Genomic DNA, 26,341 nt, shown 5'->3' with positions numbered 1-26,341 from the left:
CGGTATGACAAACGCAACAGTGACCCAGTTCACATGCTCCGCTCCGCCCGGCCCCGCGGCACCGGCCGCGCACGTCAGCGGGGGTACGGCATCATCGGGGTGTGACTCGACGCCTGATGCTCCTCGACACCGCCTCGCTCTATTTCCGGGCCTATTTCGGCGTCCCGGAATCGGTACGGGCCCCGGACGGCACCCCGGTCAACGCGGTGCGCGGGCTGCTGGACTTCATCGCCCGGCTCGTCCAGGACCACCAGCCGGACGACCTGGTGGCCTGCATGGACTTCGACTGGCGCCCGCAGTGGCGAGTCGATCTCATCCCCTCGTACAAGGCGCACCGGGTCGCCGAGGAGGCCCCGGCCGGCTCCCCCGAACCGGACGCGGAGGAGGTGCCGGACACCCTGTCCCCGCAGGTCCCGGTGATCGAGGAGGTGCTCGACGCGATCGGCATCGCCCGGGTCGGCGCCGCGGGGTACGAGGCGGACGACGTCATCGGCACGCTCACCGCCCGCGCCACCGGGCCGGTGGACATCGTCACCGGCGACCGTGACCTGTTCCAGCTGGCCGACGACGGGCGCGGCATCCGCATCCTGTATCCGCTCAAGGGCGTCGGCACACTCCGGACGACCGACGAGGCGCTGCTGCGCGAGAAGTACGGCGTGGACGGGCGCGGCTACGCGGACCTGGCGCTGCTGCGCGGCGACCCCAGCGACGGCCTGCCGGGCGTGCCGGGAATCGGCGAGAAGACCGCCGCCAAATTGCTGGCGACGTACGGCGATCTCGCCGGGATCATGGCAGCGGTGGACGACCCCGCGTCCAAGCTCACCCCGTCGCAGCGCAAGCGCCTGACCGAGGCCCGCCCGTACGTGGAGGTGGCGCCGAAGGTCGTACGGGTCGCCACCGACGTGCCGGTACCGGACTTCGACGCCGCGCTGCCCGGCGAGCCGGCCGATCCGGAGCGGCTGGAGGCGCTGGCGGAGCAGTGGGGACTGGGCGGCTCCTTGCAGCGGCTGCTCGCGACGCTGCGCCCGGCGGGCCGATAAGGCGCGACGCACCGCCCGACGAACTGTTAGGTTAGGTATACCTAACAAATCGTGGCAGGGGAGATCGTCGTGGCAGCAGAGCGTCCGGCCCGCAAAAAGCCCAAGCTCATTTCCGCGCAGGTACTGCGCACCGAACAGCTCACGCCGCACATGGTGCGGGTGATGCTGGGCGGTGACGGCCTGGCGGAGTTCTCGGCGGGCGAGTACACCGACCATTACATCAAGCTCGTCTTCCCGGTCCCCGGCGTCGACTACCCGAAGCCGCTGGACATCGCGGAGATCCGCGCCACGTTCCCGCGCGACCAGTGGCCCAGGACACGCACGTACACGGTGCGCAGCTGGGACCCGGACGCGCGGGAGATGGCGGTCGACTTCGTCGTGCACGGCGACACGGGCCTCGCCGGGCCGTGGGCGATGCGGGCGCGTCCGGGCGACGAGGCGCTGTTCCTGGGCCCCGGTGGCGCGTACGCCCCCGACGCCGAGGCCGGCTGGCACCTGCTCGCCGGTGACGAGAGCGCCCTGCCGGCCATCGCCGCGTCCCTGGCGCGGATGCCCGAGGATGTGCCCGTACACGCGTTCATCGAGGTCGCGGGCCCCGAGGAGGAGCAGAAGCTGGAGGCCCCGGCGGGCGCCGAGATCACCTGGCTGCACCGCGGCGACGCGCCGGTGGGCGAGCTCCTGGTCGAGGCCGTCCGTGCGCTGGTCTTCCCCGCGGGCCGGGTCCAGGCGTTCGTGCACGGCGAGGCGGGCTTCGTGAAGGAGCTGCGCAAGCTGCTGCGCGTCGAGCGCGAGATTCCGCGCGAGGACCTGTCCATCTCCGGTTACTGGCGCCGCGGCCACGACGAGGACGGCTGGCAGGCGTCCAAGAAGGTGTGGAACGAGCAGATCGAGGCCGAGCAGGAGAAGGCCGTCCCCACCGCCTCCTGACCCGTCCCGGCTCTCCCCCGTACGCTCCCCGCCGGAGGGCGCCCGCCGTCACCGGGCGCCCTCCGGAGCGTGGGCGGGGTTGGACGGACGTACGGCGGGTACGTGAACTGCGGGCCCGCCCTTGGGTGTTGACGCCCAGTGGCGGAGGCCCGGTGTCCGCCGAGCCCGGCGCGCCCCGCCCGCGGGCCGCACGCCACGCCGTACGGCCCAGTCGTACGGCACAGTGCGACACGCCGTAACCCGCACAGCGCCCCGGGGCCGACACTCCCGCGCGCCCCGTGACACACACCCGGCGCTCCGGCGCCGCGTCCAGGTGGCCGGAAAGGTTCGAATGACGGTGCGGCGGCGCGTCTCCTTGCGGAGCGGTGGTCTCCGCTCCGCATGACCTCGGAATGCAAGGCGGAACACCCCCCTCCGGCAGCGGTATGCGACCGCCCGGTGGCATGGCGGAGAAGTGCCGGTGGTCCGGTCGGCACTCCAGCACCGCAGGGGTACGCGGCCGAGGGCACGCACGGCGCGTCGGACGGGCGCATGCGCGGCGCGCGACACGCCGTACGGAAGCGGCCCACCGGCCGTACGAACCCACGCGCCGCCGCTCCCCGGCACCCGCCCTACGCCAGCACCTTCCCGATGACCGCCACCCCTTCCTCGATCTCGGTCACCGTGCTGGCCGCGTAGCCCAGCACCAGCCCCGGCCGCCCGGGACGCTGGCAATGCCACGACAGCGGGTGCGCCTTGACCCCCTGGGCGAGTGCCGCGGCCGCCAGGTCCGTGTCGGCGAAGCCCGCGTCGAAGGTGACCGTCAGGTGCAGACCCGCCGCGGCCCCCTGAACGGCGGCGCCCGGAAGGTGCGTGTCGACCGCCCGGATCATCGCGTCGCGACGCGCCCGGTGGCGTCGGCGCACCTGCCGCAGCCGCCGCTCCAGCTCGCCCGTCTCCATCAGCTCCGCGAGCACCAGCTGCGGCAGCGCGGCACTGCCCAGGTCGGTGAACCGCTTGGCGTCGACCAGCGCCCCGTGCAGCTCCGGCGGCGCCACGACCCACCCGGTCCGCAGCGTCGGCGCCAGCAGTTTCGAGACGCTTCCGGCGTAACAGACGTGCTCGGGCAGCATCGCGCGCAGCGCGGGCACCGGCGGCCGGTCGTAGCGGTGCTCCGCGTCGTAGTCGTCCTCGACGATCAGACCGCCCGTATCGGTGGCCCAGCGCATCAGCTCCCGGCGCCGCCCGCCGCCCAGCACCACCCCGGTCGGGAACTGGTGCGCCGGTGTCACCATGACGGCGGGCGCGCCGCGGTCCCGCAGCTCGGTGACCCGGATACCGTCCGCGTCGACCGGGACCGGCGGCGTGCGCAGCCCCCAGTACCGGAGGTGCTGACGGGCCCCGAGCGATCCGGGGTCCTCCACCGCCACCTCGGAGACGCCCCGCCCGCGCAGGACTTGGGCGAGCAGACCGAGCGTCTGCGCGGTGCCGTTGACGATCAGCACCTCGTCCGGGCCGGCCGCGATGCCACGGTTGCGGGCCAGCCACCTGGCGACGGCGCGCCGCAACTCCGGTGTGCCGCGCGGGTCCCCGTACCCCAGGCCGGTGGCGGCCAGCGTGCCGAGCACCCGCCGCTCCGCGCGCAGCCACGCCGTACGCGGGAAGGAGGCCAGGTCGGGCGTGCCGGGGCCGAGGTCGATACGGGCCGGTGCCGCCCGCACCACGTCGAAGACGTCCGCGCCGGGCTCGGCGGTGAACACCGCGCCGGGCTCGGCGGTGAACACCGCGCCGGGCGGCGGCCCGGCGGCCGTACGCGTACGGGCGGGCGCGGGAGCCGGTGCCGCGACGGGCGCGGCGACGACGACCGTACCGGCGCGGCCCCGTCCGGCGGCGTGCCCGTCCTCGATCAGCCGCTGGTACGCCTCGGTCACCACGCCCCGGGAGACCCGCAGTTCCTCGGCCAGCGTGCGGGTGGCGGGCAGCCGGTCGCCGACCGCGAGGCGGCCGTCGGCGATCGCCAGCCGCAGCCGCCGCGCCAGCCAGTCGGACAGCCCGCCCGCGGGCGCGTCGGCCGCGTTGAGCTGGAGGAAGTCGGACCCGGACGGTATGGACCGGTCGGACGGCACGTCTTTGGACCTGGGCACCGGACCATTGTGCGGCCAGAGTGACGACATGAGTACAGCAGCTACGGCGACGGACGGGACCGGCGCCCCCGGGGACCAGCACCCGGCCCCGCTCCAGGACTCCGGTCACGTACACGGCCGTTCGGACCACAGCCCCCGTTACGTACACGGTTATTCGGAGCACGAGACCCGGCGGCTCACCGACCAGGCGGAGACCCTGGCGGCGCTCCTGCACGCGGGCACGGCATACCCGGCGGGCAGCCGGGTCCTGGAGGCAGGGTGCGGGGTCGGCGCCCAGACGGTGCACCTTGCCGCGTCCAGCCCGGGGGCGCACATCACCGCGGTCGACATCTCCGCAGCGTCGCTGGCCCGGGCCCGCGACCGCCTCGCCACACGGCCGCACGCCGCGACGGTGCACTGGCAGCAGGCCGACCTGACCGACCTCCCGTACCCCGACGCCTCCTTCGACCACCTCTTCGTCTGCTTCGTCCTGGAGCACCTGCCCGACCCCGCGCAGGCACTGACGGGCCTGCGGCGCGTGCTGCGGCCGGGCGGCAGCATCACCGTGATCGAAGGGGACCACGGGTCGGCGTTCTTCCACCCCGACAGCGCACACGCCCGCGCGGCCATCGGCCACCAGGTCCGGTTGCAGGCGGCGGCCGGCGGCAACGCGCTGCTCGGCCGGGAGGTGCAGCCCCTGCTGACCGCCGCCGGGTACGCGGACGTCACCGTACGGCCGCGCACGGTCTACGCCGACGCGACCCGGCCCGGCCTGGTCGACGGCTTCACCCGCAACACGTTCATCGCGATGGTCGCGTCCGTACGGGACGACGCCCTGGCCGCCGGGCTGACGACCGAGGCCGAATGGGACCGGGGCATCCGCGATCTACGGCGTACGGCGGAGGAGGGCGGCACGTTCCACTACACGTTCTTCAAGGGAACGGCCGTCAATCCGGCGGGGTGAAGGGCGGGGTGCCGCACGCCCGGACCGCTGGGCCGGACGTGCGGCACCGTGGCGGAAAGCACGGCTCCCCGCGCCTTCACCTCACCCCACCGACGAGTACGCCACCACGCCGCGCAGCACCGCGTCCACGGCCTTGCGGGCGTTGCGCGCCACCTCCGGCGGTGCGGCGGCGGCGAGCTGGCCGAGGATGTCGATCAGCTGCTTGCACCAGCGCACGAAGTCACCGGCCGGCATCTCCGCCTCGCGCAGCACCTCGTCCAGGCCGAAGCCGGAGGCCCAGCGGTACGCGGCCCAGGCGAAGCCGAGGTCAGGCTCGCGCTGGCCGACGCCCTCCGCCTGGTTGATCTTGTGATCCTCCTCCAGGGCGTCCAGCCGGCCCCAGATCCGCACCATCTCGCTGAGCGCGTCCCGCGCCTTGCCCGACGGCAGCTTCGGCGCCACCGCGTCGTCCGCCTGGCGCGACTCGTAGACCAACGCCGAAGCGCAGGCGGCCAGTTCGGCGGGGCCCAGTCCGTTCCAGACGCCGGCGCGCAGGCATTCGCTCGCCAGCAGGTCCAGTTCGCCGTAGAGCCGCGCCAGCCGCCGGCCCTCGTCCGTGACCGTGTCGCCTTCCAGATAGCCGAGTTCGGTCAGCAGACCGCAGATCCGGTCGAAGGTGCGCGCGATGGTGTTCGTACGGCCTTCGATACGGCGCTCCAGCTGCCGGGTGTCCCGCAGCAGCCGGTGGTAGCGCTCGGCCCAGCGCGCGTGGTCCTCGCGCTCGTCGCAGCCGTGGCAGGGATGCGCGCGGATCTCCGTGCGCAGCCGCGCGATCTCGCGGTCGTCGGCCGCCGTCGCCCGCTGCTTGCGGTGCCGCTCCGGCGCGATGTGCCCGGCCTTCGTGCGCAGCGCGGACGCCAGGTCGCGGCGCGACTGCGGGCTGCGCGCATTGAACGTCCGGGGGATGCGCATCCGGTCCAGCGGCGCCACCGGCACCGGGAAGTCGATCGACGCCAGCCGCTTGACCTGCCGCTCGGCGGTCAGCACCAGCGGGCGGGGCCCGTCGTGCGCGTCATGGCCGCGGTGCCCGTTGGTCCGCCCGGACGGCATGCCCGGGTCCAGCACCAGCGCCAGGCCCGCGTACTTCCCCGTCGGTACGTGGATGACGTCGCCCGGCCGCAGCTTCTCCAGCGCGGCAGCGGCGGCGGCCCGGCGCTGCGCCGCGCCCTGCTTGGCCAGCTCCGTCTCGCGGTCCTTGAGCTGCCGGCGCAGCCGCGCATACTCCTCGAAGTCGCCGAGGTGGCAGGTCATGGACTCCTTGTAGCCGTCCAGGCCCTCCTCGTTGCGCTGCACCTGCCGGGAGATCCCGACCACCGACTTGTCCGCCTGGAACTGCGCGAACGACATCTCCAGCAGTTCGCGCGAGCGGTGCCGCCCGAACTGCGAGACGAGGTTGACCGCCATGTTGTACGACGGCTTGAAGGACGAGCGCAGCGGATACGTACGCGTACCGGCGAGGCCCGCCAGGGCGCCCGGGTCCATGCCGCGCTGCCACAGCACCACCGCATGGCCCTCGACGTCGATACCGCGGCGCCCGGCACGGCCGGTGAGCTGGGTGTACTCGCCGGGGGTGATGTCGGCGTGCTGCTCGCCGTTCCACTTGACGAGCTTTTCCAGCACCACCGAACGCGCGGGCATGTTGATGCCCAGCGCCAGCGTCTCCGTCGCGAAGACGGCCTTGACCAGCCCCTTCAGGAACAGCTCCTCGACGACCTCCTTGAAGGTCGGCAGCATGCCCGCGTGGTGCGCGGCGATCCCCCGCTCCAGCCCCTCCAGCCACTCGTAGTAGCCGAGAACATGCAGGTCCTCGTCGGGGATGCCGGCCGTCCGCTCCTCCACGATGGCGCGGACCCTGGCCCGGCCCTCCTGGTCGTTGAGCCGCAGGCCCGAATACAGGCACTGCTGCACGGCGGACTCGCACCCGGCCCGGCTGAAGATGAACGTGATCGCCGGCAGCAGGCCCTCCTGGTCCAGCCGGTCGATCACCTCGGCGCGGCCCGGGGTCCAGATACGGCTGCGCTGGCGCCGCTCGCGCTCCCGGTCCGCCTCGCGCTGGTTGCGGCCCCGGCGCTTGTCGCGGCCGAACGTCGGGCGGCTGTTCTCCAGCCGGGCCAGCCGCTCCAGATCCGGGTTGACCTCGCGGCGCCCGGCCTTGCCCTTCCCCTGGCCCTCGCGCTCCTCGAAGAGGTCGTACATCCGGCGCCCGGCGAGGACGTGCTGCCACAGCGGCACCGGGCGGTGCTCGGAGACGATCACTTCCGTGTCGCCGCGTACGGTGTCCAGCCAGGCGCCAAACTCCTCGGCGTTCGAGACCGTCGCGGACAGCGAGACCAGGGTGACCGACTCGGGCAGGTGAATGATCACCTCTTCCCAGACGGCGCCCCGGAAGCGGTCGGACAGATAGTGCACCTCGTCCATGACCACATAGCCGAGGCCGGCCAGCGACCGGGAGCCCGCGTACAGCATGTTCCGCAGCACCTCGGTGGTCATCACGACCACCGGCGCCTCGGAGTTGACGCTGTTGTCACCCGTCAGCAGCCCGACCCGGTCCGCGCCGTGGCGCCGCACCAGGTCCTGGTACTTCTGGTTGGACAGCGCCTTGATGGGCGTCGTGTAAAAGCATTTGCGGCCCTGCTCCAGGGCCAGGTGGACGGCGAACTCGCCCACGATCGTCTTGCCGGATCCGGTCGGGGCCGCGACCAGCACTCCCTTCCCGGCCTCCAGAGCCTTGCACGCGTCGATCTGGAACGGATCCAGCGCGAAGTCGTACATCTCACGGAAGGGGGCGAGTGCGGTGGCCTGCTCCGCCGCCCGCAGCTTGGCGGCGGCGTAGCGCTCAGCAGGGGACATGTCCTCGGTCATCGTGCTTACGAGCCTACCGGCCACCTCTGACAACGAGCCGATCATTATGGACGGGCTTTACCGGGGGCCACCGGGGAACCGGGCCGACACACTGGGCACCCGGCCGCGCGAGGTTCCCGTAGCCGGCCTCCGGGTAAGCCCCCGCTGGGGGGATGTGCACGTTCGATTTGCCCCGTAGGAGCGCGATCCGAGGCCGGGCACGAGACCCAAGACGCCCCCGGGCGTGACGCGGCCGCGTCACGCCCGGGGGCGTCAGGTCACATCACCGCATCAGGTCACATCGTCGAACCCGTTCCGCCGCGGCGTCCCCTCGCCATGCCCGTCACCGTTGACCTGCCCCGGCAGCATCCGGCTGCCGGACACGGGCTCGGAGCCGGTGATGGCCTCGGGGGTCAGGTCGAGCTCGGATGCCTCGTCGTCGCTCAGTTCGCGGTCGGGGTTGGCGCGCCGGCGACGGCGGTCGTTGAACAGGCAGATCCCCACGGCGCCGAAGTAGAGGACCACGATCGGGGCGGCCACCAGGCCCATGGTCAGCGGGTCGCCGGTGGGCGTGGCGATCGCGGCGAAGATCGTGATGCCCAGCACCATGAAGCGCCACCAGCTCAGCACCCGCCGCCCGGTGATCACGCCGCCGAAGTTCAGCAGGACGAGCAGCAGCGGCAGCTCGAAGCCCAGGCCGAAGACGACGACCATGCGCGTGACGATGTCCAGGAACTCGTCCGCCGGGAAGAGGTTGGACCAGTTGTCGGGGGTCAGACCGACCAGCGCGGCGGCCGTGGTCGGCAGCACCGCGTACGCGAGGTAGGCGCCACCGAGGAACAGCGGGACACCCGCCGCCACGAAGCTGAGGGCGTACTTCTTCTCGGTGCTGTGCAGACCGGGCGCGAGGAACGCCCAGAGCTGGTAGAGCCACACCGGGCTGGCGACCACGACGCCCGTGGTGAGCGACACCTTGAGCAGGATCGTGAAAGGCGCCAGCATGCCCTGCGCCGTGACCTCCGCGCAGGGGTGGCCCGGCGTCGGGGTGCCCGCGGGCGTACCGCGCGGACAGCCGACGGAGTCGATGACCGGGCCGGTGATGAACTGGGCGATGTCCTTGTAATAGAGCATGGCCACGACGGTGACCACGCCGATCGCCAGTACCGACTTCAGCAGCCGGTTGCGCAGCTCACGCAGATGCTCCGCGAGCGGCATGCGCCCCTCGGGATCCCTCTGCTGTTTGCGGGCAGACTTGAGCAACCCACGTCCTCGTCTCGTGCATCTGCCGCCGCCGGCCGACCTGGCCGGCCGGGCTGGTCGGCTCCGGTCAGCTCTGGGTGGTGCGGTTCGGCTCGGCGACGGGGCGCGAGCTGTTCACGTCGCCCGGGGCTGCCTGGATCGTCCGCGGGGCGGCCTGGGAGTCGGCGGAGGCGTCCTTGCCGGGGGCCTCGCCCTCGCCGCCGTCCTTCTTCATCGCCTTGGCCTCGCTCTTGAGGATGCGGGCCGACTTGCCGAGCGAACGTGCCATGTCCGGGAGCTTCTTCGCGCCGAACAGCAGCACAATGACGACGAGGATCAGAATGATCTCGGGGGCCCTGAGGTTGCTGAGCATGTGCGACTACCTTCTCGCCGGGTCGGCGTCTACTTCGGTGCCTGCCGTGGGGGTCGGACTGGCGTGCTAGTGCTGACAGCGATCGTAACGTTCGGCGGTGAACGGGCGGCAATGCGCGTGCATACCGTGGGTTTCCTCCCCCGCCTCGCGGTCGGTACTGCGAACAGCAGCGTACCGCCCGCACACCCGTAGCAGCAGGGTGCGGTATCAGTCCCGCAGGGATTCATGGGCCCGCGCGGCCAGCGGCGTCGCCGCGCGCTCCAGGTCCTGGGCGGCCCGCTGGATGCGCTGCGAGGTCTCCCCCACCTGGCGGGCCAGCCGCCGCACCTCCACGAAGACGCGGACGGCGAGGATGCCCAGGACGGCGATGCCGAGGAATCCGAGGGCGATGGCGATCATGGGCCAGAGCATGGGGCGAAGCCTATCGGGGGCGTGAACGTGACGGATCCCACGAAAAGTGGGACATACTACGGTTCTTCGGAGGCGGAGGCCGCGTCGGCGCGGTCACCCACGGTGCACCCGCAACGTCCGCACCCCGCCCCCCGTGAGCAGTTCGACGATCCGCTCCCCCGCCGGCTTGCGGACGGCGCTGCCGCAGTCCGGGCAGGTGAAGGAGTAGAACGTGGTGCGGCGGGTGGCGCCGATGGCCAGGCGGAGGGCGTCCGAGGAGAGCTCGAAGCTGCCGCGGCAGTCGGGGCAGGCCGCCTTGAAGAGCACCGGGCCGGTCAGGGTCGTGGTCATCGCGCCCGCCGTGGTCGTCGTCATCGTTGCCGCCCGCCCTTTCGCCGTGCCTACTCGCCGTACGCCACTAGGGCCTGCCGGGCCGCCTGCCGCGCGCTGTCCGCGAGTGCCTGGGGCGCGACGATACGGCCGTCCCGGCCCAGGCGCAGCGCGAGCCGCCGCAGCGAGGCGGGGTCGGGGGTGCGCAGGGTGATGCGCAGGCCGCCGTCGGGCAGTTCCTCGGCGCTGTCGTGGGGGTAGTACTCGGCCACCCATCGCCCGCCGGGTCCCACCTCGACGACGACTTCGGGATCTTCGGCGGCCGGCTGCACCAGCCCCTCGGACAGATCGCGCAGCTCGACCGGCGGCGGGTCGGCGGGGGCGTCCAGCAGTTTGATCTCGGCGACCCGGTCGAGCCGGAAGGTGCGGCGCGCCTCCGAGAGCCGGCACCACGCCTCCACGTACGTGTGGCCCACCGCGAACAGCCGGATCGGGTCCACCTCGCGCTCGGTCAGCTCGTCGCGCGCGGGCGAGTAGTAGCGAAGCCACAGCCGGCGCCGCTCGGCGATGGCCCGGTCGACGTCGGCGAAGACGCCGCCCTCGGACTCGAAGGTGACCGAGACGCGGGAGCTGGCGCCGGCCGCCTCGCCCGCCGCGGCCTCCAGCTTGGCGGTGGCGCGCAGCAGCGCCTGCCGGTCGCCCTCGCGCAGACCGGGCAGGGTGGCGACCGCGCGCGCGGCCACGAGCAGGGCGGTGGCCTCGTCGGCGGCCAGGCGCAGCGGTTCGGCGACGTCGTCGGGGTTGTGCCACCAGATGCGGTCGCCGTCGGTGTCGATGTCGAGCAGGTCGCCGCCGCGGAAGCTCGTACCGCACATCGGCAGTACGTCGAGGTCGGCGATCAGCTCGTCCTCGGAGATGCCGAAGGCGCGGGCGACGTCGGAGACCCGGGCGCCGGGGCGCTCGCGCAGGTACGTCACCAGCGACAGCATGCGCCGGGTCTGGTCGATCGCGTTCGTAGCCATGGAGTGTGCGTCCCGTCCCTCTCAGCCCTTGGCCACGGCGCGCAGCCGGTCCACGACGTCGGCCCGCAGTTCGGCGGGTTCCAGCACCACCACGTCGGGGCCGAACTCGACGAGCCAGGCGTCGAGTCCGTGCCCGTAGGGGATTTCCAGCTCGTCCCAGCCGCCGCCCAGCTCGCGGATGGACAGCGCGCGGGCGCGCAGCGGGTAGCCGTGGTCGGCGCGCAGTCTGATGCGGGCGGTGCCGGTGGCGGTCTCGCCCGCCCAGCTCTCCACCGTCTCGCGGACGGTGACGTGGTCGGGCACCTCGGCGGTGAACTTCCCCTGCCGGGAGCGGACCTTGCCGGTGATACGGGAGAGCCGGAAGACGCGTTCGGCCTGGCGGCCGCGGTCCCAGCCGGCCAGGTACCAGTGGCCGCGCCAGCACTCCAGTATCCAGGGCTCGACCTGCCGCTGTTCGGGGCGGGCGGCGTTGGACTTGCGGTAGTCGAAGACCACGGGCCGGCGGTCGCGGCAGGCGAGCATCAGGGGCTCGAAGGCGGCCTCGTGGGCGGGGATACGGGGCTCGAGCGCGCTGTGCGGCTGCTGGGCCTCGAAGGAACCGTCGTCCTCGAAGGGCATGCCGGCCGCGCGGAGCTTCTGCAGGGCGCCGCTGGCGGCGCCGGCCAGCCGGGCCTGCTGCCAGATCTTGGCGGCCAGGCCCAGGGCCGCGGCCTCGGCGGCGTCCAGGGTGATCGGGGGGAGGCGGTTGCTGTCCCGGCGCGCGAGGTAGCCGGTCTCGCCGTCCAGTCCCTCGACGGTCTCGATGACCAGGCCCAGTTCGCGCAGGTCGTCCTTGTCGCGCTCGAACATCCGGTTGAAGGAGTCGTCGCTGCCGGTGCCGCCGTCCCCGGTGCCGAACGCCTCCACGTACGCCTCGATGGAGGCACGCAGTTCACGCTTGGTCAGCGGGCGACGGGTACCCAGAAGGCACAGCGCCAGATTCATCAGCCGCTCGGCCTTGGCAATGGCCATCGACGCCCCTTCTTGTCGGACTCCCGACCGATGACCGTACCGCTCCGGGGACCTGCGGCAAAGCCGAGGGTACCGGGGGCCGGGGGCGGGGGTACGGGCGGCGACGGCCGAGGGCCCGTACCGGACGGTACGGGCCCTCGGTGGGACGGCCGCCGCTGTGCCGCGGCCGGGTGCTGCCGTTCTCAGACGGACATCAGGTCGCAGACGAAGATCAGCGTCTCGCCCGGTGCGATCCGGCCGCCACCGGCGCCCTGGTCGCCGTACGCCAGGTGCGGGGGAATGGTCAGCCGACGGCGGCCGCCGACCTTCATGCCCTGTACGCCCCGGTCCCAGCCGGAGATGACCTGGCCGGCGCCGAGCTGGAACTCCAGCGGCTTGCCACGGTTCCAGCTCGCGTCGAACTCCTCGCCGGAGCTGTAGGCGACCCCGACATAGTGGACCTTGACGAAGTCCCCCGCCTTGGCGACCGGCCCGTCCCCCTCCCACAGGTCCACGATCTCCAGGTCGGTGGGAACCGGGCCCTCGGGGAAGTCGATCTCGGGCTTGTCGATGTTCACGAAAGTGCTCCTACGAAAGAATCTGCACAGCTACGGGCACAGTCTGGCAGATCATGTTCAGACGGTGCCGACGATGTCGACGCTGAAGACGAGGGTGTTCTTGGCCAGCTGGTGCTGCGTGCCGCCGTAGCCCAGGTTCGGCGGCACGACGAGCTCCACCCGGTCCCCGACGTTCTTGCCGACCAGGGCCTGGTCCCAGCCCTTGACGACGGAACCAGTGCCGATCTGGAAGGCGGTGGCCCCGCCGTGGTCCCAGGAGGAGTCGAACTTCTGGCCGTCCTCCCACTTCACGCCCGTGTACTGCGCGATCAGCCCGTCACCGGCCTTGACCTTCGGGCCCTTGCCCTTGACCAGCACCTGCTCCTTGAGCTCGGTGGGCGCCTTCTCCCCCTTGGGGACCGTGATCGTGGCGGCCTTGTCGCCCTCCGCCTTCACCTCGGGCATGCCCTCCTCGGGCTTCGCCTGCTCACCCTCGGCCTTGGCCTTCTTGTCGACCTTCTTCGCGGCGGCGATGTCCACCACCCACACCAGGCCGTCCTCCGGCTTGAGGCCGAGCTGCGGGTTCAGGTTCTCGCCGACCAGCTCCTTCGCGGTGCCCTCGATCTGGACCCGGCTGCCGACCTTCTGACCCGCCACGGCCCCCATCACCTTCGGGGGCAGCTGCGACTGGGCCTGGTCGCTGACCTCGCCGACCACCTGCGTCCGCGGCGCCTTCGCGTCCGCACCGGGCTGCTTCATCCAGGAGCTGCCGAGGTTCTGGCCGGTCTTCATGGCCTGGGCGGCGTAGTCCAGCCGGACGAAGTCGCCCTTGTTGACCGTCGCCCCCTTGCCCTCGATCAGCGTCTTGGTGGCCCGTTCCCCGGGCGCCTTGGCGTCCTTCGGCACGGTGATCTTGGGCTGCTCACCGGCCTTGCCCTCCACCTCGGCGACCGTGGCGGCCGACGAGCCCTTGCCGTCATCGGACCCACAGGCGGCGGTGAACAGCAGGACGGGCACGGCCAGCGCCGCTGCGGCGGCGCGGCGGGTGTTCTTCGTGAGGTTCATGGAGTCCAACTCGGATCGTGGGGCGGATGGGCAATGGCCGTCACTCTACGACCTGACCCGGGGGGCATTTCCCTGTGCAACACCACCGGGCAATACGGCAAAGTGCCGGGAGCGCGGGCGCTCCCGGCACAGCCACGTCCGGCCGTCACCGAATCCGGTGACCCCCTGGACTCACATACCGGCGATCAGCTTCTCCACCCGGTCGTCCACGGACCGGAACGGGTCCTTGCACAGCACCGTGCGCTGTGCCTGGTCGTTGAGCTTCAGATGCACCCAGTCCACCGTGAAATCACGGCGCTGTTCCTGGGCGCGGCGGATGAAGTCGCCGCGCAGCCGGGCCCGGGTGGTCTGCGGCGGCACCGACTTGCCTTCGAAGATCTTCAAGTCGTTGCAGATGCGCGCGGCTTGTCCCTTGCGCTCCAGCAGGTAGTAAAGACCCCGTCGGCGGTGGATGTCGTGATACGCGAGATCTATCTGCGCCACCCGCGGATGCGACATGGTGATGTTGTTCTTCGCGCGGTAGCGCTCGATGAGCTTGTACTTCATCACCCAGTCGATCTCGGTGTCGATCCGGTCGAGATCCTGTTCCCGTACGGCGTCGAGCGTACGGCCCCACAATTCAAGAACCCGCTCGACCATGCCCGTACGGATACCGCGCCGCTCGCAGAAGTCCACCGCCTTTTCGTAGTACTCCTGCTGGACCTCCAGCGCGGACGCCTCCCGCCCGCTGGCCAGCCGCACCTTGCGCTGACCGGTTATGTCGTGGCTGACCTCCCGGATGGCGCGGATCGGGTTCTCCAGGGTCAGGTCGCGCATGACCGTGCCGGCCTCGATCATGCGCAGCACGAGATCGGTGGCGCCGACCTTCAACAGCATCGTCGTTTCCGACATGTTGGAGTCGCCGACGATGACGTGCAGCCGGCGGTAGCGCTCGGCGTCGGCGTGCGGTTCGTCGCGGGTGTTGATGATCGGACGGGAGCGGGTGGTCGCCGAGGAGACGCCCTCCCAGATGTGCTCGGCGCGCTGGCTCACGCAGTAGACGGCCCCGCGCGGCGTCTGCAGGACCTTGCCGGCGCCGCACAGCAGCTGGCGCGTGACCAGGAACGGAATGAGAATGTCCGCGAGCCGGGAGAACTCCCCGTGCCGGGCCACGAGATAGTTTTCGTGGCAACCATAGGAGTTTCCGGCGGAATCGGTGTTGTTCTTGAAGAGATAGACGTCGCCCGCGATTCCCTCCTCGTGCAGGCGGCGCTCGGCGTCGACCAGCAGACCTTCGAGAATGCGCTCACCGGCCTTGTCGTGGGTGACCAGCTCGGTCACGTTGTCGCACTCGGGGGTTGCGTATTCCGGGTGCGAACCCACGTCCAGGTACAGGCGGGCGCCGTTCCGCAGGAAGACATTGCTGCTGCGGCCCCATGACACGACACGGCGGAAGAGGTACCGCGCCACTTCGTCAGGAGACAGTCGGCGCTGTCCCCTGAACGTGCATGTGACGCCGTACTCGTTCTCCAGCCCGAAAATGCGGCGGTCCATGACTGAACATTACGCCTGATGGCCTGCTCTGAAACCGGGTTGGACGGCCTCGTTTCGATCAGTTTCCGCCGTGACCTGCGCGGGCGCGTGCACAGCGGCGTCAGGGACGGGGGAAAGAAAGCGCTTTGTCGACACAAGTACGAGCAACGCGAGCACCCCGCCCGCCCCGGCGACGGCGAACCCCGCGGCCGGGCCGCCCCGCTCCACCGCCGGGCCGACCGCCGTCATCCCCACCGCCGAACCGACCCCGAACGTCGTCACCAGCCAGGAGAACGCCTCGGTGACCGTCCCCCGCGGCGCGTGCCGGTCCACCACCACGAACGCGCACGCCAGCGCGGGCGCCAGGAAGACCCCGGCCAGGCCCGTCAGCAGCGTCATCCCCAGCACGCCCGGCGTCAGCGCCAGCGGTACGTACCCGAGCGCCAGCAGGGTCGCCAGCAGCCGCAGCCGGTTCTCCGGATGGCCGGGCCACTGCCGCGCGCCGTACACGACGCCGCCCAGGAGGGCACCGACGCCGAGCGCGGACAGCAGGTAGCTGGAGACCATGCCGCCGCCGTGCTCGTCGGCGTACGCGACCGCCGCCACCGCGATCGACCCCAGCGCCAGCCCGACGAAGAAGAACGAGGCGATCAGCACCAGCATCCCGGACGAGCGCAGCGCCCCCAGCCAGTGCGCCTCGCGCGGCGCGCTGCGCCACTGCCGGGAGGGCGGCGACACCACCACGGAGAGCGCGCCGAGCACCCCGATCGCATTGATCACCAGCAGCGCCCAGCGCTCCGACCACAGGGCCACGCACGTCGTCACCAGCAACGGCCCGACCGCGAACAGCACTTCCTGCGCCACCGCGTCCAGCGCGTACGCGGCGTGCACCCGGTCCTCGCGCTTGAGCACCGACGGCCACAGCGCCCGCAGCCCGCCCTCCAGGGGCGGCGTGAAGAACCCGGCGACCGCCATGGCCGCGTACACCAGGGCCAGCGGCTCCAGGCCGATGACCGCCGGCAGCCCCATGGCCAGGGCCGAGAGCACCGCCGCCGGCAGCATCACGCGCGGCTGCCCGTACATGTCCACCGCCCGCCCCAGCAGCGGCTGCCCGATCGCGTTGCCCACCCCGTACACGGCGGACAGCACGCCCGCCAGGACATAGCCGCCGCCCTCCGCGCGGGTGAAGAGCACCACGGCCAGCGGCCCGGTCGCGTTCGGCAGCCTGCCGACCAGCGTCCCGGCCAGCAGCCGGGCCGCGTGCCGTGTGCGGAGCAGCTGCGCGTATCCGGCGCTCATGCCCGCCCCTTTCCGTCCGGCACAGCGCCGGCAGCTAGTAATACGTATAACGTGCGGCGTCATACGTATCATGTCCTAGTCTCGCGGGTCCATACCGCGACGACGCCGACGCGAGGAGCCCGACCCCGGTGACCGCCCACGAGCAGCCGACATCCGCACGCCCGCGCACCGCCGCCGGGCCCCGCGTCACCAGCCGCGACGTCGCCCGCGCCGCCGGGGTCTCGCAGGCCGCCGTCTCGCTCGTCCTCGGCGACAAATGGCGCGGCCGGGTCTCGCCGCACAAGGCCGAATCCGTGCGCGCCGCCGCGCGCGACCTCGGCTACCGCCCCAACCTCGCGGCGCGCAGCCTCCGGATGGGCCGCACCCGCACCGCGCTCCTCGTGGTGCCCGCCCTGACCACCGAGTACTTCGCCCGCGTCTACACCGGGGCGGCCCGCGTCGCCGCCGACCACGACTTCGGCGTCGTCCTCTACCCCTCCCCCGAAGGCATCGGCCCGGCGCGCGACCCCTTCGCCTCGGCGCGCTCCGCACTGGACGGCGTGATCGCCGCCGCCATGGCCACCGACGCGCTGGCCGCGCTGCGCGGCGAGGGACTGCCGCTGGTGATGCTCGACAGTGACCCGGACGACCCCGGCGCCACCGCGACCGTCAACCTCGACATCGCCGACGGCGTCCGGCGCCTCGCGGCCCACCTGCTCGGGCTCGGCCACCGCCGCATCACCCACCTCGCCGCCGCCGTCGACTCCTGGACCTTCCACGTACGGTCCGCGACGCTCGCCGAGGCGCTACGGGGCGTCGCGGACGCGGAGGTACGTACGGAGCCCGCCGCGCTGAGCGTCGACGGCGGCCTGCGCGCCGCCCACGCCGCCCTGACCGGGCCGGGCCCGCGCCCGACCGCCCTGCTGTGCGACGACGACCTCGTGGCGGCCGGGGCCTGCAAGGCGGCGCGCCGGCTGGGCCTGCGGGTGCCCGAGGACCTTTCCGTCACCGGCCTCGACGATCTGGCCCTGTCCAGGGCCGTGGAACCGGAGCTGACCACCGTCCGGCTGCCCGCCGAGGAGGTCGGCGCCGCCGGCATGCACGCCCTGATGGCCGCGCTGGAGGGCCGTCCGCCCGCGCCGGTCAGCCTGCCGGTGGAACTGGTCGTACGGGGCTCCACAGGGCCGGTGCCGTAGGGGTACGCCCCGGCCCGCACAACGCGGCGCGCCCCGGCGGGTCGTCCCGCCGGGGCGCGTAGCTGCCCGTGTGCGCCCCGGTTACGAGCTCTCGGAGCCGGACGTGTCCTCGGAGCCCGACGCCTCGTCCGCGGCCCCCTCGGAGCCCTCCGCGGACACCGCGGCGCCGTTCTCCTCCAGCAGCCGGGAGAGCTGACGGCCCAGGATGCGCTTGAACTTGCGCTGCTGCGGGCGCGTGCGGTCGAGGGTGGCGACCTCCAACTGCTCGGCGGTCAGGGTGCGTTCACCGCCGTTGTTGTCGCGCGAGAGCGACTCGACGGCCAGCTTCAGCGCCTCGCCCAGCGTCATGCCGTCGCGGTGCCGCTGATCGAGGTAGCTGCTGATCTGATCGGCGTTGCCGCCGACCGCGACCGAGCCGTGCTCGTCCACGATCGATCCGTCGTGCGGCAGACGGTAGATCTGGTCGTCCTCGGGGGCGTTGCCCACCTCCGCGACGATCAGTTCGACCTCGTACGGCTTCTCGGCGGCGCTGGAGAAGATCGTGCCGAGGGTCTGGGCGTAGACATTGGCGAGGCCGCGCGCGGTCACGTCCGCGCGGTCGTAGGTATAGCCGCGCAGGTCGGCGTAGCGCACGCCGCCGATGCGCAGGTTCTCGAACTCGTTGTACTTGCCGACCGCGGCGAAGGCGATCCGGTCGTAGATCTCGCTGACCTTGTGCAGGGCGCGGGACGGGTTCTCGGCGACGAAGACCACGCCGTCGGCATACTGCAGCACCACGACGCTGCGGCCGCGCGCGATGCCCTTGCGGGCGTACTCGGCGCGGTCGGCCATGGCCTGCTGGGGTGAGACATAGAACGGCGTCGACACCGGCTATCCGTCCCTTTCTGTCAATGACTCTCTCAGTGGCGCATGCATGGCGGACTTCCCGTCCTCAGAGCAGCGCGGCGCGCGGGCCGTCGGGCTCTTCCATCCGGCGCTCGTGGATGGCGCGGGCGATCTCCGACACCTCGGCCTCGGTGAACCGCTTGAAGCCCTCCTCGGTGATGACCGTGACGATCGGGTAGATCCGGCGCGCCAGGTCGGGGCCGCCGGTCGCCGAGTCGTCGTCGGCGGCGTCGTACAGCGCCTGCACGACGGCCGTGGCGGCCTGGTTCTCCGTGAGGTCGTCGCGGTAGAGCTTCTTGAGGGCGCCGCGGGCGAAGAGCGAGCCGGAGCCCGTCGCCGCGAAGCCGTGCTCCTCCGAGCGCCCGCCGGTCACGTCGTACGAGAAGATGCGGCCCTTCGCGCGGTCCACGTCCCAGCCGGCGAACAGCGGCACCACGGCCAGGCCCTGCATGGCCATGCCGAGGTTGCTGCGGATCATCGTCGACAGGCGGTTCGCCTTGCCCTCCAGGGAGAGTTGGGCGCCCTCGACCTTCTCGAAGTGCTCCAGCTCCAGCTGGAAGAGCTTGACCATCTCGACGGCGAGACCGGCCGTACCGGCGATGCCGACGGCCGAGTACTCGTCGGCGGGGAAGACCTTCTCGATGTCGCGCTGCGCGATGACGTTGCCCATCGTCGCGCGGCGGTCACCGGCGAGCACCACGCCGCCGGGGAAGGACGCCGCCACGATCGTCGTGCCGTGCGGCGCCTCGACGGCGCCCTGCACGGGCAGCGGCGGCCGGCGGCCCGGCAGCAGCTCCGGCGAGTGCTCCCCGAGGAAATCCATGAACGACGAGGACCCGGGCGTCAGGAAGGCCGCTGGTAGACGCCCGGTGCTACGAGTGTTGGCTTCCACACGTTTCCTTCCGGATATATCGGCCGCCCGCCCCAAGACGTCCGGCCGATCCTTGAATTGGCCCAGCGCTGCGTTGCAGCTGAAGCACAGTACGTTCCCGGACCTTACCTGTCCTGGGGCCGTGATCCACATGCACGCGGGAACGGACGGGACGACGGCTGCGGCAGCCCTCGCCCCCGGCTCCCCCGCACGTGCGGCCCGCGCCCGGCGCGGCCTGTGCGCACGCGCTCGCCGAGCGCGCTCGAACGGCACCGGAAGCGCGCGGCAGCCTGCGCGGCCACACACTCCCGGGGCCGGGACCGGAGCCCGTCGGGGCGGTTCTCGTACGGGGCGTACGCGGCCGGTGTGCCACCGCGCCCGCGGACCCGCGCCCGTCGCCGACGGAAACCGGCACGTGCCTTACTGTCCGCCCTTTTGCACGAAGCTCCGCACGAAGTCCTCGGCGTTCTCCTCCAGCACGTCGTCGATCTCGTCCAGGACGGAGTCGACGTCGTCCGACAGCTTTTCCTGCCGTTCCTTGAGATCGTCCGCGGCCTGCGCGTCCTGCGACTGCTCCTCGACCTCTTCGGTCGAACGCGTCGCCTTCTGCTGTCCGCCGCCGGTGTCCTTGGTCGCCATGTCCCTCACCCCGCTCGGTTCGCCCCGCTCGATGTGACTGTCAAGATCAGACCCTACAAGCAAGGTCTGACATCGGCCCTGCTCTTCGTCGTCTTCGTGCAACGTCCGGGAGTCACCCCGATGATTCCCGCCAGGGCAACCTTTAGCCCCGGATCGGGTGCCCGATCGGGGCTCCGGTCACCCTCCGGAAAGGACCCGCACCAGGTCCTCGGCCGTACGGCACCGGTCGAGCAGCTCCTTGACGTGATTACGGGTGCCGCGCAGCGGTTCCAGCGTCGGTACCCGTTGCAGAGAGTCACGGCCCGGCAGATCGAAGATCACCGAGTCCCAGGAGGCCGCCGCCACGTCGTCCGCGTACTGCTCCAGGCAGCGGCCGCGGAAGTACGCCCTGGTGTCCTCCGGGGGCGCCTGTGCCGCCCGCGCGACCTCGGCGTCGGTCAGCAGCCGCTTCATCTTGCCGCGGGCCGCCAGCCGGTTGTACAGGCCCTTGTCGGGCCGTACGTCGGCGTACTGCAGGTCGACCAGGTGCAGCCGGGGCGCGTCCCACTCCACGCCGTCCCGGCGCCGGTAGCCCTCCATCAGCTCCCGCTTGGCCACCCAGTCCAGCTCGCCGGACAGGCTCATCGGGTCGTGCTCCAGGCGCCCCAGCACGTCCTCCCAGCGGGCCAGGACGTCCTTGGTCTGCTCGTCGGCGTCCGCGCCGAGCCGGTCCTCCACGTACTTGCGCGCCAGCTCGAAGTACTCCATCTGGAGTTGTACGGCGGTCAGCGTGCGGCCGCTGCGCAGCGTGATCAGGTGCCGCAGCGTCGGGTCGTGGGAGACCTGGTGAAGGGTGCGTACGGGCTGGTCGACGGCGAGGTCCACGGCGATGAAGCCGTCCTCGATCATGGACAGGACCAGTGCCGTGGTGCCCAGCTTGAGATAGGTGGAGATCTCGGAGAGGTTCGCGTCCCCGATGATCACATGCAGCCGGCGGTACTTCTCCGCGTCCGAGTGCGGCTCGTCGCGGGTGTTGATGATGGGGCGCTTGAGCGTGGTCTCCAAGCCGACCTCGACCTCGAAATAGTCGGCGCGCTGACTGATCTGGAAGCCGTGCTCGTGGCCGTCCTGGCCGATGCCGACCCGGCCCGCGCCGGCGAAGACCTGGCGGGAGACGAAGAAGGGCGTCAGGTGGCGCACGATGTCCGAGAACGGCGTCTCCCGCTTCATCAGGTAGTTCTCGTGCGTGCCGTAGGAGGCGCCCTTGTTGTCGGTGTTGTTCTTGTACAGGTGGATGGGCTGGGCGCCGGGGACCTGGGCCGCGCGCTCGGCGGCCTCGGCCATGATGCGCTCACCGGCCTTGTCCCAGAGCACCGCGTCGCGCGGGTTGGTGACCTCCGGCGAGCTGTACTCCGGATGCGCGTGGTCGACGTACAGGCGTGCCCCGTTGGTCAGGATCACGTTGGCCAGCCCGATGTCCTCGTCGGTGAGCTGGCTGGCGTCGGCGTTCTCGCGGGCGAGGTCGAAGCCTCGGGCGTCCCGCAGCGGGTTCTCCTCCTCGAAGTCCCAGCGGGCGCGTCGCGCCCGGTGCATCGCCGCCGCGTAGGCGTTGACGACCTGGGACGAGGTGAGCATGGCATTGGCGTTCGGGTGGCCGGGGACGGAGATCCCGTACTCCGTCTCGATTCCCATTACTCGCCGTACGGTCATGCGGCCCTCCTTGCCCGGCGGCGCCCCCGGATGGGGTCGGCGCTCAAGTACCGCTGCGCTTCCGGTCCGTGTGCGGCCCCCGCTTCCGCAGTGCGCGACGCGGCGGTACCGAAGAGCCTAGAACGCCTTTGCGGCGGTGGGGAGATCATTACAGTCATTGCTCCAGTCCGGTTTTCACCTGCTCCGTCGCCGCCTTCCGGGGATCACCCCCGCGGCCCCGGAAATGCGTCCGGCTGCGGACGCCCCGTGCAGGACATCCGCAGCCGGTCGGCGGTGTTACAGGTATTGGCCGGTATTCGCCACCGTGTCGATGGAGCGGCCGGTGTCCGCGCCCTGCTTGCCGGTGACCAGGGTGCGGATGTAGACGATCCGCTCGCCCTTCTTGCCGGAGATGCGGGCCCAGTCGTCCGGGTTGGTGGTGTTGGGCAGGTCCTCGTTCTCCTTGAACTCGTCCACGCATGCCTGGAGCAGGTGGGAGACGCGCAGACCCTTCTGGTTGTGTTCGAGGAATGCCTTGATGGCCATCTTCTTCGCGCGGCCGACGATGTTTTCGATCATCGCACCGGAGTTGAAGTCCTTGAAATAGAGAACTTCCTTGTCACCGTTGGCGTAGGTGACCTCAAGGAAGCGGTTCTCCTCGGACTCCGCGTACATCTGCTCGACGACCGACTGGATCATCGCGCTGACCGCGGCCGAGCGGACTCCGCCGTGCTCGCCGAGGTCGTCGGCGTGCAGCGGCAGGCGCTCGGTGAGGTACTTCGAGAAGATGTCCTTGGCGGCCTCGGCGTCCGGACGCTCGATCTTGATCTTGACGTCCAGGCGGCCGGGGCGCAGGATCGCCGGGTCGATCATGTCCTCACGGTTGGAGGCGCCGATGACGATGACGTTCTCCAGGCCCTCCACACCGTCGATCTCGGAGAGCAGCTGCGGGACGATGGTGTTCTCCACGTCCGAGCTGACCCCGGATCCGCGGGTGCGGAAGAGGGAGTCCATCTCGTCGAAGAAGACGATGACGGGGGTGCCCTCGCTCGCCTTCTCCCGGGCCCGCTGGAAGACCAGGCGGATGTGCCGCTCGGTCTCGCCGACGTACTTGTTCAGCAGCTCGGGGCCCTTGATGTTGAGGAAGAAGCTCTTCCCCGCGGGCTTGCCGGTCACCTCCGCGACCTTCTTGGCGAGCGAGTTGGCGACCGCCTTGGCGATCAGCGTCTTGCCGCAGCCGGGCGGCCCGTAGAGCAACACACCCTTGGGCGGGCGCAGTTCGTGCTCCTTGAAGAGGTCCGGATACAGATACGGGAGCTCGACCGCGTCGCGGATCAGTTCGATCTGACCGCTCAGACCGCCGATCTTCGTGTAGTCGATGTCCGGGACCTCTTCGAGGACGAGCTCTTCGACCTCGCTCTTCGGGATGACCTCGTAGACGTAGCCGGAGCGCGGCTCCAGGAGCAGGGCGTCGCCGGGGCGGATGGTGATGTCCAGCAGCGGCTCGGCGAGCCTCACCACCCGCTCCTCGTCGGTGTGCCCGATCACCAGGGCGCGCTCGCCGTCCTCCAGGATCTCCTTGAGGGTGACGATGTCCCCGGCGTTCTCGTACTCCATGGCCTCGACCACGTTGAGCGCCTCATTGAGCATGACCTCCTGGCCACGCCGCAGCTCGTCGAGGTCGACGCTCGGGCTGACGTTCACGCGGAGTTTTCGGCCTCCGGTGAAGATGTCGGCCGTGCCGTCCTCGTTCGCTTGCAGGAAGACGCCGAAGCCGGCCGGCGGCTGCGCCAGCCGGTCGACCTCTTCCTTGAGGGCGACGATCTGGTCGCGCGCCTCGCGCAGCGTGTTGGCGAGTCGCTCGTTCTGTGCCGAAACGCCGGCCAGGTTGGTCTGCAGCTCGACGATCCGCTCTTCGAGAATCCTCGTGTGACGCGGAGAGTCGGCGAGCTTGCGTCGCAGGACGGCGATCTCCTGCTCGAGATAGGCAACCTGGCCGGCAGGGTCGTCAGACCCCCGCCCCGGCCGGATGCCGCGGTTGATGTCGTCGTCGTGGGCTGCCACGGTCCTCACCTCCTCCAAGGGGAGCTGGACGCTTCCTGACCCTACCTGGGCCGGTGCAGGTTGAAACCCCTAGATCGAAAAGACTGTCGGGGCGTGTCCGATCTTCACCCTTGCGCACGTCCTCACCTCAGGGGGATACCCACCCAACAACATCAGAAAGCGGACGGTTGTATCGTCGAGACGGTCAACACCCGTCAGGGTGGGCCCCATTTGATTCACGTACGCAGGAACGGCAGGCGAGATGACGGCGCAGGACGAAGCACTGGAGGTCTGGATCGACCAGGACCTCTGCACCGGCGACGGCATCTGTGCGCAGTACGCGCCGGAGGTCTTCGAACTCGACATCGACGGTCTGGCCTATGTGAAGAGCGCCGACGACGAGCTGCTCCAGGAGAAGGGGGCCACCACCCCCGTACCCCTGCCGCTGCTCAATGACGTACGGGACTCCGCGAAGGAGTGCCCGGGCGACTGTATCCACGTACGCCGCGTCTCGGACCGGGTGGAGGTCTACGGACCGGACGCGAAGTAGACGCAGTGTGACCGATCACACACCGGCGGTGTCGGAGGAGGCGGGAAGTTCGCTCTGGACGAACTTCCCGCCTTTCCATTGCCACTTGGTCCGCGCGCGGACGTCCGGGCAGCAGCGCGGCACATCGGTCGTGGAGTAGCCCAGCAGGGTCGCGGTGACCGCACCGCCGCGTACGGCGAAGCCCTCGACGCTGCGCTGCTGTGCGGGCGCCAGGAGGGTCGCGGCGACCCGCGGGGCGCCCTTGCCCGTAGCGGGGCGGGCCAGGACGTACACGCCGCTGGGAGGGGTGCCCGTCTCGGTGTGGCAGCGGACCACGGCGACGGTCTCCGGGCTGCCGTCGCCGTCGAGGTCGCCGGTGGCGCTGTCGACCACGTCGAGGCGGTTGGGGCCGCAGTCGACCGGATACCTGGCGGCGTGCGGATCGGGGGCCGGGCCGACGGCGGCCGCGCGGGCGCCGGAGGCGGCGTCGGTGGTGGCCGTGGCATCGGGCGGCTGGACGAAGGAAGCGGTCGCGACGGCCGCCGCGAGGGCGGCGGCGGTGGCGAGCCAGTGCAGGGCGCGAGTGCGGGTGTGCGGGAGGTCCTGGCCTGCCGAGAGCTGCACGCGGGGTAACTCCTGTGAAGAGCTGTGGCGGTGGGAGTGCCCAGCATCGTTCCACAGGGCGGGGCGCCGGGGAACACCCGGGCGGGGCTTCCGCCCCCTGAACGAAGCGGCGCCGCCGACGGTTCCCATGGGCCGGGAACTCATCGGCGGCGCCGGTTGGTTCGGGTGGTGCGTACGGGGCGCGTCAGCCGCGCTCCGCGCCCCCGCTGGAGCTGCCGGGACCGGAGTAGTCCTCGCCGTACGCGCCCTTCGCCGGGCGGCGCCGGCGCAGCGGCGGCTCGACGCCGTCCGCGAGGCGGCGGGCGGTGAGCAGGAAGCCGGTGTGGCCGATCATGCGGTGGTCGGGGCGGACGGCCAGGCCCTCCACGTGCCAGGTGCGGACCATGGTCTCCCAGGCCGACGGCTCGTTGAAGGTGCCGTGCTCGCGGATGGCCTCGACCGTACGGGCCAGCTGCGTCGTGGTGGCCACGTACGCGCACAGGATGCCGCCCGGGACGAGCGCCTTGGAGACGGCCTCCAGGCACTCCCAGGGGGCGAGCATGTCCAGGATGACCCGGTCCACGTCCGTGTCCGAGAGGTTGTCCTGGAGATCACCGACGGTGAGCGTCCACGCCGGGTGCGGACCGCCGAAGTACCGCTCGACGTTCTGCGTGGCGATCTCGGCGAAGTCGGCGCGCCGCTCGTAGCTGTGCAGCATGCCCTGGTCGCCGATGGCGCGCAGCAGGAAGCTGCTGAGCGACCCGGAACCCACCCCCGCCTCGACGACGCGCGCGCCGGGGAAGATGTCGGCCATCGCCAGGATCTGCCCCGCGTCCTTGGGGTAGACCACGGCGGCGCCGCGGGGCATGGACAGGACGTAGTCGGGGAGCAGCGGGCGCAGCGCGAGGTAGGCGACGTTCCCGGTGGTACGGACAACACTGCCCTCGGGAGCACCGATCAGCTCGTCGTGGGGGAAGGCTCCCTTGTGGGTGTGGAAGCTCTTGCCCTCTTCGAGCGTGAACGTGTAGTGGCGTCCCTTGGGGTCGGTGAGCTGGACCTGGTCCCCGACCTTGAAGGGCCCGCGACGGCGGGCGGCACCGGTCGGTTCGGACATGTGACCAGCCTACCGGGCGCGGGGAGCGGTTCGGACCAGGTGGTGGGACGGGGATGGGTGGGACGAGGGGCGGGCGGGGTGGGCCGGGGCCCCCGGCGCCAAGGCTGGACGGGCGGGCCGGGCG

At 71.3% G+C, this 26,341-nt stretch carries 24 protein-coding genes; 5 read left to right on the top strand and 19 right to left on the bottom strand.

Features of this window, described 5'->3' with window-relative positions; all coding sequences use genetic code 11:
* Positions 1–116: 116 nt before the first annotated feature.
* Together CP984_RS33310 and CP984_RS33305 are read left to right on the top strand one after the other, a co-directional pair.
* Entirely contained in the window at positions 117–1,040 is a 924-nt protein-coding gene (locus tag CP984_RS33310) for a 5'-3' exonuclease (RefSeq protein ID WP_003985317.1), read from the top strand.
* Between the two features lie 69 nt (positions 1,041–1,109).
* Positions 1,110–1,967, top strand: coding sequence for a siderophore-interacting protein (locus CP984_RS33305; RefSeq protein WP_003985316.1), 858 nt, complete (start codon positions 1,110–1,112; stop codon positions 1,965–1,967).
* A gap of 611 nt (positions 1,968–2,578) precedes the next feature.
* Here the strand turns inward: CP984_RS33305 and pdxR are convergent.
* Positions 2,579–4,120 carry a MocR-like pyridoxine biosynthesis transcription factor PdxR gene (gene pdxR, locus CP984_RS33300; protein WP_094777491.1) on the bottom strand — a complete coding sequence of 514 codons (1,542 nt, stop codon included), beginning with the start codon at positions 4,118–4,120 and terminating at the stop codon, positions 2,579–2,581.
* On the opposite strand from pdxR, the gene CP984_RS33295 reads away from it, so the two are divergent.
* Complete coding sequence (locus CP984_RS33295) at positions 4,119–5,033, top strand: methyltransferase domain-containing protein (protein WP_003981620.1); 915 nt, start codon at positions 4,119–4,121, stop codon at positions 5,031–5,033. The two genes, pdxR and CP984_RS33295, sit on opposite strands and share 2 nt — an antisense overlap.
* A gap of 81 nt (positions 5,034–5,114) precedes the next feature.
* On the opposite strand, the gene CP984_RS33290 is transcribed toward CP984_RS33295, so the two are convergent.
* The 11 genes from CP984_RS33290 to CP984_RS33240 form a co-directional block, all read right to left on the bottom strand.
* Positions 5,115–7,934, bottom strand: a complete 2,820-nt coding sequence (locus CP984_RS33290) for a DEAD/DEAH box helicase (protein WP_003981619.1) — start codon at positions 7,932–7,934, stop codon at positions 5,115–5,117.
* Positions 7,935–8,204: 270 nt separating this feature from the next.
* Positions 8,205–9,128, bottom strand: coding sequence for a twin-arginine translocase subunit TatC (tatC, locus tag CP984_RS33285; protein WP_003981618.1), 924 nt, complete (start codon positions 9,126–9,128; stop codon positions 8,205–8,207).
* Positions 9,129–9,240: 112 nt separating this feature from the next.
* A complete protein-coding gene (gene tatA, locus CP984_RS33280; RefSeq protein WP_003981617.1) occupies positions 9,241–9,525 on the bottom strand; it encodes a Sec-independent protein translocase subunit TatA in 285 nt (94 codons plus the stop codon).
* Between the two features lie 207 nt (positions 9,526–9,732).
* Positions 9,733–9,936 (bottom strand): hypothetical protein, encoded by a 204-nt coding sequence (locus CP984_RS33275; RefSeq protein WP_003981616.1) that lies wholly within the window; start codon positions 9,934–9,936, stop codon positions 9,733–9,735.
* 93 nt (positions 9,937–10,029) lie between these two features.
* Complete coding sequence (locus tag CP984_RS33270) at positions 10,030–10,290, bottom strand: CpXC domain-containing protein (RefSeq protein ID WP_003981615.1); 261 nt, start codon at positions 10,288–10,290, stop codon at positions 10,030–10,032.
* Between the two features lie 26 nt (positions 10,291–10,316).
* Entirely contained in the window at positions 10,317–11,267 is a 951-nt protein-coding gene (locus CP984_RS33265) for a helix-turn-helix transcriptional regulator (RefSeq protein ID WP_003981614.1), read from the bottom strand.
* Positions 11,268–11,288: 21 nt separating this feature from the next.
* Positions 11,289–12,278, bottom strand: a complete 990-nt coding sequence (locus CP984_RS33260) for a helix-turn-helix transcriptional regulator (protein ID WP_003981613.1) — start codon at positions 12,276–12,278, stop codon at positions 11,289–11,291.
* A 182-nt stretch (positions 12,279–12,460) separates the two neighbouring features.
* A complete protein-coding gene (locus tag CP984_RS33255; RefSeq protein ID WP_003981612.1) occupies positions 12,461–12,835 on the bottom strand; it encodes an FKBP-type peptidyl-prolyl cis-trans isomerase in 375 nt (124 codons plus the stop codon).
* A 57-nt stretch (positions 12,836–12,892) separates the two neighbouring features.
* On the bottom strand, positions 12,893–13,879 hold the full coding sequence (locus CP984_RS33250; RefSeq protein WP_003981611.1) for an FKBP-type peptidyl-prolyl cis-trans isomerase: 987 nt from the start codon (positions 13,877–13,879) through the stop codon (positions 12,893–12,895).
* A gap of 171 nt (positions 13,880–14,050) precedes the next feature.
* A complete protein-coding gene (gene pafA / locus CP984_RS33245; RefSeq protein ID WP_003981610.1) occupies positions 14,051–15,412 on the bottom strand; it encodes a Pup--protein ligase in 1,362 nt (453 codons plus the stop codon).
* Positions 15,413–15,421: 9 nt separating this feature from the next.
* Positions 15,422–16,690, bottom strand: coding sequence for an MFS transporter (locus CP984_RS33240; protein ID WP_003981609.1), 1,269 nt, complete (start codon positions 16,688–16,690; stop codon positions 15,422–15,424).
* Positions 16,691–16,818: 128 nt separating this feature from the next.
* Between CP984_RS33240 and CP984_RS33235 the strand changes: the two genes are divergently transcribed.
* Positions 16,819–17,865 (top strand): LacI family DNA-binding transcriptional regulator, encoded by a 1,047-nt coding sequence (locus CP984_RS33235; protein ID WP_003981608.1) that lies wholly within the window; start codon positions 16,819–16,821, stop codon positions 17,863–17,865.
* Positions 17,866–17,946: 81 nt separating this feature from the next.
* On the opposite strand, the gene prcA is transcribed toward CP984_RS33235, so the two are convergent.
* The 5 genes from prcA to arc all read right to left on the bottom strand — a co-directional run bounded on the left by prcA (position 17,947) and on the right by arc (position 23,992).
* Positions 17,947–18,732, bottom strand: a complete 786-nt coding sequence (gene prcA / locus CP984_RS33230; RefSeq protein ID WP_030178178.1) for a proteasome subunit alpha — start codon at positions 18,730–18,732, stop codon at positions 17,947–17,949.
* Positions 18,733–18,796: 64 nt separating this feature from the next.
* Positions 18,797–19,642, bottom strand: coding sequence for a proteasome subunit beta (gene prcB / locus CP984_RS33225; RefSeq protein WP_003981606.1), 846 nt, complete (start codon positions 19,640–19,642; stop codon positions 18,797–18,799).
* A gap of 399 nt (positions 19,643–20,041) precedes the next feature.
* Positions 20,042–20,260: a ubiquitin-like protein Pup gene (locus CP984_RS33215; RefSeq protein ID WP_003981605.1), complete on the bottom strand. Its 219-nt coding sequence runs from the start codon at positions 20,258–20,260 to the stop codon at positions 20,042–20,044.
* A gap of 177 nt (positions 20,261–20,437) precedes the next feature.
* Positions 20,438–21,949: a depupylase/deamidase Dop gene (gene dop, locus CP984_RS33210; RefSeq protein WP_003981604.1), complete on the bottom strand. Its 1,512-nt coding sequence runs from the start codon at positions 21,947–21,949 to the stop codon at positions 20,438–20,440.
* Between the two features lie 276 nt (positions 21,950–22,225).
* Complete coding sequence (gene arc, locus CP984_RS33205) at positions 22,226–23,992, bottom strand: proteasome ATPase (protein ID WP_003981603.1); 1,767 nt, start codon at positions 23,990–23,992, stop codon at positions 22,226–22,228.
* A 241-nt stretch (positions 23,993–24,233) separates the two neighbouring features.
* Here arc and CP984_RS33200 point away from each other — a divergent pair, with 241 nt between their 5' ends.
* Positions 24,234–24,521 carry a ferredoxin gene (locus CP984_RS33200; protein ID WP_003981602.1) on the top strand — a complete coding sequence of 96 codons (288 nt, stop codon included), beginning with the start codon at positions 24,234–24,236 and terminating at the stop codon, positions 24,519–24,521.
* Positions 24,522–24,536: 15 nt separating this feature from the next.
* Here the strand turns inward: CP984_RS33200 and CP984_RS33195 are convergent, their stop codons facing one another.
* Both CP984_RS33195 and CP984_RS33190 read right to left on the bottom strand, forming a co-directional pair.
* On the bottom strand, positions 24,537–25,124 hold the full coding sequence (locus CP984_RS33195) for a hypothetical protein (RefSeq protein ID WP_003981601.1): 588 nt from the start codon (positions 25,122–25,124) through the stop codon (positions 24,537–24,539).
* A gap of 184 nt (positions 25,125–25,308) precedes the next feature.
* Positions 25,309–26,217, bottom strand: coding sequence for a tRNA (adenine-N1)-methyltransferase (locus tag CP984_RS33190; RefSeq protein ID WP_003981600.1), 909 nt, complete (start codon positions 26,215–26,217; stop codon positions 25,309–25,311).
* Between the last annotated feature and the right edge of the window lie 124 nt (positions 26,218–26,341).

Source organism: Streptomyces rimosus, assembly GCF_008704655.1.
GTDB classification, from domain to species: Bacteria; Actinomycetota; Actinomycetes; order Streptomycetales; family Streptomycetaceae; genus Streptomyces; species Streptomyces rimosus.
The sequence above is the reverse complement of the archived record's forward strand: the minus strand, read 5'-3'. Positions and strand labels throughout refer to the sequence as shown.

Coding starts and splice junctions, on each gene's coding strand:
- CP984_RS33310 (WP_003985317.1), top strand. CDS start 117: ATGCTCCTCGACACCGCCTCGCTCTATTTCCGGGCCTATTTCGGCGTC.
- CP984_RS33295 (WP_003981620.1), top strand. CDS start 4,119: ATGAGTACAGCAGCTACGGCGACGGACGGGACCGGCGCCCCCGGGGAC.
- pdxR (WP_094777491.1), bottom strand. CDS start 4,120: ATGTCGTCACTCTGGCCGCACAATGGTCCGGTGCCCAGGTCCAAAGAC.
- CP984_RS33290 (WP_003981619.1), bottom strand. CDS start 7,934: ATGACCGAGGACATGTCCCCTGCTGAGCGCTACGCCGCCGCCAAGCTG.
- tatC (WP_003981618.1), bottom strand. CDS start 9,128: ATGCCGCTCGCGGAGCATCTGCGTGAGCTGCGCAACCGGCTGCTGAAG.
- tatA (WP_003981617.1), bottom strand. CDS start 9,525: ATGCTCAGCAACCTCAGGGCCCCCGAGATCATTCTGATCCTCGTCGTC.
- CP984_RS33275 (WP_003981616.1), bottom strand. CDS start 9,936: ATGCTCTGGCCCATGATCGCCATCGCCCTCGGATTCCTCGGCATCGCC.
- CP984_RS33270 (WP_003981615.1), bottom strand. CDS start 10,290: ATGACGACGACCACGGCGGGCGCGATGACCACGACCCTGACCGGCCCG.
- CP984_RS33265 (WP_003981614.1), bottom strand. CDS start 11,267: ATGGCTACGAACGCGATCGACCAGACCCGGCGCATGCTGTCGCTGGTG.
- CP984_RS33260 (WP_003981613.1), bottom strand. CDS start 12,278: ATGGCCATTGCCAAGGCCGAGCGGCTGATGAATCTGGCGCTGTGCCTT.
- CP984_RS33250 (WP_003981611.1), bottom strand. CDS start 13,879: ATGAACCTCACGAAGAACACCCGCCGCGCCGCCGCAGCGGCGCTGGCC.
- pafA (WP_003981610.1), bottom strand. CDS start 15,412: ATGGACCGCCGCATTTTCGGGCTGGAGAACGAGTACGGCGTCACATGC.
- CP984_RS33240 (WP_003981609.1), bottom strand. CDS start 16,690: ATGAGCGCCGGATACGCGCAGCTGCTCCGCACACGGCACGCGGCCCGG.
- CP984_RS33215 (WP_003981605.1), bottom strand. CDS start 20,260: ATGGCGACCAAGGACACCGGCGGCGGACAGCAGAAGGCGACGCGTTCG.
- dop (WP_003981604.1), bottom strand. CDS start 21,949: ATGACCGTACGGCGAGTAATGGGAATCGAGACGGAGTACGGGATCTCC.
- CP984_RS33200 (WP_003981602.1), top strand. CDS start 24,234: ATGACGGCGCAGGACGAAGCACTGGAGGTCTGGATCGACCAGGACCTC.
- CP984_RS33190 (WP_003981600.1), bottom strand. CDS start 26,217: ATGTCCGAACCGACCGGTGCCGCCCGCCGTCGCGGGCCCTTCAAGGTC.